This is a genomic window from Piscirickettsia salmonis LF-89 = ATCC VR-1361 (assembly GCF_000297215.2).
Classification (GTDB): Bacteria; Pseudomonadota; Gammaproteobacteria; order Piscirickettsiales; family Piscirickettsiaceae; genus Piscirickettsia; species Piscirickettsia salmonis.
This window is the reverse complement of sequence record NZ_AMFF02000004.1, coordinates 1-7,384: the sequence shown is the minus strand read 5'-3', so window position 1 is coordinate 7,384 and position 7,384 is coordinate 1. Positions and strand designations below refer to the sequence as shown.

The 7,384-nt window shown below is 33.7% G+C and carries 8 protein-coding genes and 2 pseudogenes; 4 read left to right on the top strand and 6 right to left on the bottom strand.

What is annotated here, in order from left to right; translation table 11 throughout:
• Both C200_RS16825 and C200_RS00560 read left to right on the top strand, forming a co-directional pair.
• Window positions 1-111 (top strand): annotated as a pseudogene (locus C200_RS16825) (IS30 family transposase); the annotation flags it as partial.
• Window positions 112-317: 206 nt separating this feature from the next.
• The gene (locus tag C200_RS00560) at window positions 318-710 is read left to right on the top strand and encodes a hypothetical protein (protein WP_016212189.1); all 393 of its coding nucleotides are present in this window, start codon (window positions 318-320) and stop codon (window positions 708-710) included.
• A gap of 56 nt (window positions 711-766) precedes the next feature.
• Here C200_RS00560 and C200_RS00555 read toward each other — a convergent pair whose 3' ends face one another.
• The 6 genes from C200_RS00555 to C200_RS00530 form a co-directional block, all read right to left on the bottom strand.
• Entirely contained in the window at window positions 767-997 is a 231-nt protein-coding gene (locus tag C200_RS00555; protein WP_016212186.1) for a hypothetical protein, read from the bottom strand.
• A gap of 177 nt (window positions 998-1,174) precedes the next feature.
• Window positions 1,175-1,915, bottom strand: coding sequence for a class I SAM-dependent methyltransferase (locus C200_RS00550; RefSeq protein ID WP_016212188.1), 741 nt, complete (start codon window positions 1,913-1,915; stop codon window positions 1,175-1,177).
• Window positions 1,916-1,978: 63 nt separating this feature from the next.
• Entirely contained in the window at window positions 1,979-3,028 is a 1,050-nt protein-coding gene (locus C200_RS00545; protein ID WP_032126137.1) for a hypothetical protein, read from the bottom strand.
• Between the two features lie 774 nt (window positions 3,029-3,802).
• Window positions 3,803-4,066 carry an RNA recognition motif domain-containing protein gene (locus C200_RS00540; protein WP_032126138.1) on the bottom strand — a complete coding sequence of 88 codons (264 nt, stop codon included), beginning with the start codon at window positions 4,064-4,066 and terminating at the stop codon, window positions 3,803-3,805.
• 550 nt (window positions 4,067-4,616) lie between these two features.
• Window positions 4,617-5,057 carry a hypothetical protein gene (locus tag C200_RS00535; protein ID WP_016211928.1) on the bottom strand — a complete coding sequence of 147 codons (441 nt, stop codon included), beginning with the start codon at window positions 5,055-5,057 and terminating at the stop codon, window positions 4,617-4,619.
• A complete protein-coding gene (locus tag C200_RS00530; RefSeq protein ID WP_016211925.1) occupies window positions 5,050-5,835 on the bottom strand; it encodes a ParA family protein in 786 nt (261 codons plus the stop codon). Before C200_RS00530 ends, C200_RS00535 begins: the two co-directional genes overlap by 8 nt.
• Before the next feature lie 455 nt (window positions 5,836-6,290).
• Between C200_RS00530 and C200_RS00525 the strand changes: the two genes are divergently transcribed.
• Window positions 6,291-6,620, top strand: a complete 330-nt coding sequence (locus C200_RS00525; RefSeq protein WP_016211926.1) for a hypothetical protein — start codon at window positions 6,291-6,293, stop codon at window positions 6,618-6,620.
• Window positions 6,621-7,045: 425 nt separating this feature from the next.
• Window positions 7,046-7,384 (top strand): annotated as a pseudogene (locus tag C200_RS00520) (helix-turn-helix domain-containing protein); the annotation flags it as partial.

Below are 7,384 nucleotides of genomic sequence, written 5' to 3'. Positions count from 1 at the left end.
AGTGACAAAGAAATAGCAAAAATAGAGCATACATTGAACACCAGAAGAAGAGCGAGTTTGAATTATTGCTCACCTAATCATGTTTTTTTAGAGTATTTGATGGCGGCTTAGTATAGAGTAGTGTTGCACTTCAGATGACGGAGGGCGTAACCAATTAACTTTAAGTGTTATTTATTTTTAGGTGTAAAATTAAAAAAATTTCTTTTGTAATATTAACAGCAGCTTTATCCATTAACGCATATGCATCTAATTCTGATTCCCCATATTTTCCATATGCACCATCTGGTCATAGTACCTTAGGAGATTATACCTTAACTATGCCGGGGTGCACATTAAAGCTCACTGTAGAAAAAGAGTTGTGTGAAAAATATCCAAGTAACCTTGCTTCAATCTGCACTTCAGATAGCAAAATTCAGGGCAATATTAAGTTTACTAGCGAGTCAGGTTGTTCTGATCTAGGTTCATTAGAGATTCAAGCCAATGACTTCTACCCATTTGGATCGCAACAACCCGTACCAAGTCAAGATACAAATAAGGCTATTTCTGTTTATTTAATATCTAAGAGCGGTATAGAAAATGTTTGGTCTTATCCTGACAGTACTGTTCCGAGTACTAGCCTTCCTTTTAGCTCATGGAGTGTTTTATTTCCTGCAACAATTCCAATCAGCTCAAATGCCACATACTCAATAAATCTAACAACTCCTGCATAGTACTGGCAAAGCCCGCTAAACGGGCTTTGTTTTTTATTTACCATTTTGAGTAAGTATTAACCTCTAATCGTCTTATACCTACAATCATAATCAGTCGCTCCCTCTTCTTGCTCTCCCACCCATTGATCAAATTCAGCTTCAACCGCCTCTTCTGCTTTTAAGATATTTGGGTGCATTACTTCAAACTCAACACAAAGTGTCTTTTCTGGATAGATTAAATCAAATGTATACAGATAGCCTATCGTTTTACCTGATTTTTTCCTGTGTGTTGTTTTTTTTAGTCCCATTAATTCACTAAATCACTCTAATATTACAAAGTTCACTATCTTTGCAGAACAAAGATAAAAATTAAACCTAATTCAATAAATATGTTTTAAGTGATGCCTTATCAATAACAATCACTCATATTTATCATAACTACATCTTAAACAAAAATTGGTCGGGTCGATTTGATTCGTGGATATTTATGGTTTATAAGCAATAATAGCTATCATCTCTTTACCATCATCTGCTTGCTGAGTTGGATTATCTGTTTCATAAGAAAATGCATGTTCGATTTCAAAACCTATTTTTTTCATTTCTTCTACTAATTGAGACTTAGAGAGTAAGTGAAAAAAGTCTTGAATATAGTTCTGCGCTTCACAAGGTGTATACAATTTAAAGTTGTGGATCTCACCTGGCCATCGTTCAATTTTCTTTCTCTTATAATATTCAGAAATAAAATCTTTAGCCCAAGGTAAATGAATTGATGTGGTACTGATGTAAAGCTTACCATGAGATTTTAAGGCTAGATAACATACTTTCAGTGCTATCTCAATTTCTTGACCTCTTAAAAATTGTAAAAGGTGAGAGGCATGGATTGCCATAATACTGTCTTGATTAGCTTTAAATATATCTGGAAACTTCCCTGTAATTGCTTTGAATCTAGACTTCTCTTGTGATAACAGTTGATCTTCCAGTACTTGTAAATGCTCTTTTGCCAAATCAATACCTATAATTTGGCATTTTCCGTTTTTCAAAATAGGTAATGATGCCACGCCATAGCAACACCCTACATCAACTACTGTATCTTTCTCATCAAGCTGACAAGCATCTTTAATAAATTGCTTTGATATATCTGAAAGATTAGTGACCATTGCGCCTGTTCTGTTTTGCGTTGCAACTTTTTCTCCTGAAAATATTTTGATCTCATTGAGTTCTAACATTTAATTTTTCCTAATACTGTTACCGTTTGATATAAACATCAAACTAACTCCGCACTTTAAACTTCAAAAACTCGCCATCCCATTCGGCCGGGTAAATGTTGGCGCTATTGCACTTAAAATCCCCATCACTTTATCAACGGTGTAGCCTTTTTCGGTATATGCATTTTTCAAAAACCACAGCATTTCATCAAGACTATTACCAAATTTTTTAGAAAAGTGTTTCAACCTCTGTATGTGTTTATTCGTCACTTCTCGCCCAGCTGAGTTTTTTTGCTGCTTATAAAAATTTTGGCTTAGCTGGTTTGTCACAGGTCCATGCGCTACAGCCATATCGACAGGGACATCTTTAAGCACAGCTAAGTCATTACTCAAGTTAGGCGTAACACCTTCAGTGTTACACGACTTATTAAGGGTAATCTCACTATTCATCGCTTTTGCTTCATCAAGCGCCTCTTGTGTTTCTAGAAGTGCGTTTCTAAGTTCCTGTTCTTTGTTTGCCCAGTCAGTTAAATCAACCGTGTTTAAAAGTTGATCATTGTGTTTTCTTTTTTCTTCACGTAATTGAGCTAAAACAAATTCAAGTTCAATAACAATATCCCCTTGTGATGCACATTGCTCAAAATTAAGCACGGGGTTATTAATACTTTCTTTATCTTTCTGTGCTTCCTTTATTGAAAAGTCGATTTCGACTCTTCCATTTTTCGAATTCGCAACTTGAGTGTTTTCAAGGCTTTCAGTACTTTTATACTCTTTCGCTTTTTGCTTTTCTTTAATCGGGTATTGTGTTGTATAGCTGGCAAGAAAGGCACTGATCGCTTTAGTGTTTAAACTAAACACAGTGGTACGGTCGTAGCACTTGCGTTTAATTTGAGTGAATATTTTATTGGCAAATAATTGTTTTAGAGCTTTGCCAATTTGGTACAGTGTAAATTGATGAAAGAGCGCGTCTTTTAAATTTTCACGAGTTAGGTAGTGTTCATTCCAGCCATATTCGTTATGGCGAAATGTAGACAGCGCTAAGATTGCTGAAGCGCATGGGTTGTGTTTACAAATAGCAGTCATCCATGGATAAACTACGGTTACTCTTTCTTTAGGTTGTCGAATTTTAAGCATAAGTATCTTGCCCTCATAAACTTATGGGATTGACTAATGCCGTGTAGAAACCTAAAATAGAGATGTTGTGGTTAGGTTTCTGCGCCAGCCAATTGTTTAGCCCTCTTGCCGGGGGGCTAAACATCTACTTCAAAATAAATCTTCTTTCTCTGTTATCATCGGATAAAAATACAACATAGTCAATATGGTTTAAAAAAATAAATGCATAACCTAGCTATTAACAATAGCTTAATTGATTAATGTTATATAACTTATACATATTATATAATATGTTGTTGTTATATAACTCCAGCAAAAAAAACGTTAGTTACTTCTCTATAAATTAACTTATATAACTTATATAAGTTATATTTATTTTAAGATGTTTTATTTCCAATTTTGTGAGATATCAAAGTTTATTTGTGTATAACTTATATAACTTAATAACTTCCTACGTGCTTTAGTTATATAACTTATATAAGTTATATAAGTTATATAAGTTATATAACCATAAGATGCTAGTGTATTTTTAGGAGCTTAGGAGACTAAATACTCTGAATATTAGCTACATATATGAAGTCAAAATAATTTCTCTAAAAATTACTTTTTAAGCTAAGTATATTGACTTAAGAAACCACTGGAATAGCTAAAGTTTATAAACGGTGAAAATTGTTGGATAGGTCAAGAAAACTTAAAAAAGAGTTAAAGGTCTAGGAAAAAAGTTTGCCAAAGAATGTTTTTATACTTAGAGGAGAAGTGGAGCCTCACAAGACGAGGCTCAGCAAAACAACTGATCTACCAGCTACTTTGTCTTTTTTCTTGTGGCTTAGCCATATTGACTTTTAAGTTACGGCCACCAGAGTCTTTCCCATCAAGCTCAAGAGCTGCTTGCGCTTGTTCCTGAGTTTGAAACTCAACAAATGCAAATCCTTTTGAGCGACCCGTATCACGATCAGTAATCACTCTTGCGCTAATCACTTCACCGTACTTTGAAAACATCTCTACTAGGTCGCGGTCTTCAACAGAATATGTCAAATTCCCTACATATAATTTCTTCATAAAAAATCAGTCTCACTAAATCATTCTTAAGTTGCCGTGTTCACACCCGGCTATAGATGGACTCTAAGGTCCAGCTCCATGTTGAAGCTTGAATTTCATCAAACCAAACATAGATGGTGCATATTAACATAAGCAGTCATGGTCAGATAGTTTTGTGGTAACTACATTGAATCGTAATATACTGATGGCATACATAGAACAACGGTTTTCTATTGCTAATCTTAATTCTTTTGATAGAGTTATTCAGGACTTACGCATTGACAACAAAATCTAGTTATGCACCCACAAAAAATTGGTATTTTCAGTACATTTTTTTCATAACTTGTATGAACTTTTGTCATAAACTCATACTTTTGCTCTCTTCAGAGAGTTTGTAAAAAAGTGATTAAAAGGCTAGATCTATTGATGTCACTAGCTTTCATGTTTTAAAACAGCTGTCAATGCGTAAGTCCTGTTATTGTATAAAAGATTAAAGGTTTCAAAATAATGTACACCCTATAAGATATTATAGGGTGATGAAAAATGAACTTGGAAGATTTGAATTAAATATCTAAGTGTGCGTTCTTTTTTCTTTTCTTACCTCTTTGATTCGTTTTAGCAGGTTACTATCAGTAGTTTGATTTAAATACCTCAGTGCAGCTCTAATAATATCCATTTTTGAAGAGTCTTGGTGATTAGTCATACATCTAACTTTTATTTCATTTAAAAGTGAATAATCAGACTCTGGTATAGCCAGGCTATCCCTTATCATTTTTTGCTTTTGTTTTCGTCTAGGAGTTTTCTCTGGTTCTTTGACTAAGTTATTATTTTCATAAGGGGTGCTAACTTCCTTAGATTCTTCTATTTTTTCATTATCATTATCACTTTTAATGGCTTGTTTTTTTTGGTGTGGTTGATCATCAGATAAAAACTCTTCTAAAGAGCTGGGTCGTTTTGTATTAGAGTTTAGTGCGGATGCCCCAATTTCTGAAAAATTTCTTTTTTTAGGCATAATGCGTAACCCTCTCAAAAGCTTGCTTATCACGGATTAAAAACTCATCAACTATTAAGTTAAATTCTTCTGCTGCTTTACTGTTAGGTGAGTAATCCATGATAGATTCATGAAAACCTGGACTTTCTTCTATTTTAACTGTTCTTGTTAACTTGTTTTTAAATATTGTTTCTCCGTAGTGATCTCTTAAAGTTTTTTCAAGTTCACGTCCGAGGGAAGTCTGGGAGCCTTCAACGTAATTAATGAGGATTCCTAGAATTTCTAACTGTGGGTTCATTCTTGGTCGTTTTACTTTATTGATAGTTTCCATTAGCATTTTTACGGCCTTTAATGAAAAAGGTGCTGCTTTAGTTGGTATTGTTATTGTGTCAGCTGCTAACAGTGAGGCTGTATGCATTGTCCCAAACGAAGGTAAACTATCAATTAGAATGTAGTCATATTTTTTCTTTAATCTTTGAATCTGATCAGCAAAATCAAACATAATTTCAAAACTACGTTCTTGTGCTAGAGCAAGCTCAATGTCCGCTCCTATTAAATGAATATTCTCTTTAATTGCCTGTGGAGTTGTTTTTTTATTATCGTATAGTTCTATTGTATGGCATTGTGGTGACACATCATGCCCTAACATTGCTTGAGTTAAGTCTCCTTGAGGGTCATTATCAACAACAAGAATTCTATACCCTTTACTGGCTAAGCCATGAGCTAAATTAAATACATATGTAGTTTTACCAACTCCGCCTTTTTGCATTGCGGTTGTATTGACTCGAGCTTTTTCCATTACACACCCTCTGATAATATTATATAACTTATATAAGTTATATAAATTATACTTCTTTATTCCTTCTTATCAATGAAAATATTTAAAACGGCAAACTATATTAGTTACTTGGTATATGTATAATATGTATAATATGTATAATATGTATAATATGTATAAGTTTATTTATCAATACCTATTTATCATCGCTATAATCAGTATAATAAATTGATATATTAAGATAATATACTGATTGTGTTTTGTTGTCCATTCGTTGTCCTTTGATTTTATTAACTTTAGTATATATTGGTAAAAATGTACTGTTAGTTTTTGTCGCCTAAATTTTATTTTTTTGCAATTGAGTCGAAAAAGACAAAATTGTTTACAAAAAATTAACATACTTGTTTTATCTATTTGATATATAAGTACTTTATAAAAATAAGAAAAAGTTAACTAAAATTTAAAAGGTAAATGTTATGGCTATCATAAATGATGTAGAGAAAGATATCGATTGTAGTGATCTGGTTTTGCAAAGACAGAAAGAGCTAAAAGAAGAGTTATTAAAATTATCTTCAAATCAAACTAGTACCCCCGTTCCCTGTTTGGATCAAAATAATATAGCTAAGGGTAAAGATCTTGGAAAACTAGATACATTAGGTCAATTATCATCTTTTTGCTGGAAACCTGGAGAAAATAATCAAGGCAGCCAACAAGCCACTCCATTTCAAAGACAATCTGAATCTAGATCAGATCAAGAACACCAAGAAAATGAGAGAGCCACTAAAAAGTGCTGTACTATAATGTAAAATCAAAATAATCTCTTTAATCTTCGATTCGAGTTATGGAATTCTAAGCACTCCATAGCTCGAAGCGCTTCAAACTATATTCTCCCTCTAAAAGTATAATTTGTATAAAATATACTATTTATTTTTAAGCTATATTAAAATCAACTATATGGTGTCATATTTGACACCATTTTGAAGATAAACTATCATTCCAATATGACACCAAAAACGGCACTATAATTAAGATGAATAATAAACATCGTAAGACACTAAGAGATATTTTTCATAACCCGATCAAAGCAAGCATTGTTTGGGCTGATATAGAAAAGCTTCTTTTAGCGTTAGGGGCTGAAGCGCCCTCCGTCATCTGAAGTGCAACACTCAGTAGAGAGTTCATATTCATACAGATAAACTCTCTAGTTCGCCTTTTGACTTAGAGGGTAGAGATGGTTTATCGGCACTTAAATGAAAAAGATCGTTTTTATATCGAACAACGGTTATCAGAGGGAGACTCGCTCAGATCAATTGCTAGAGCACTTGGCTTTTCTCCTAGCACGATTAGCCGTGAGATTAAACGGCACACCCCAATCGATTTTAAAGGTCTTTATTGTCACCGGCTTACTTCTCGCTGTGCACAAGAAAACGAGCTAACGCTAAGCAAGGTCAAGCTTTTCGACAAATTTCAGAGGAGGCAAAAATGTTGATCCATCAACGGTTAAGCACCCATACATCCCCCGATGTTATCAGTCAGGAACTTATACGAGAGCATGATATCCAGGTGAGTG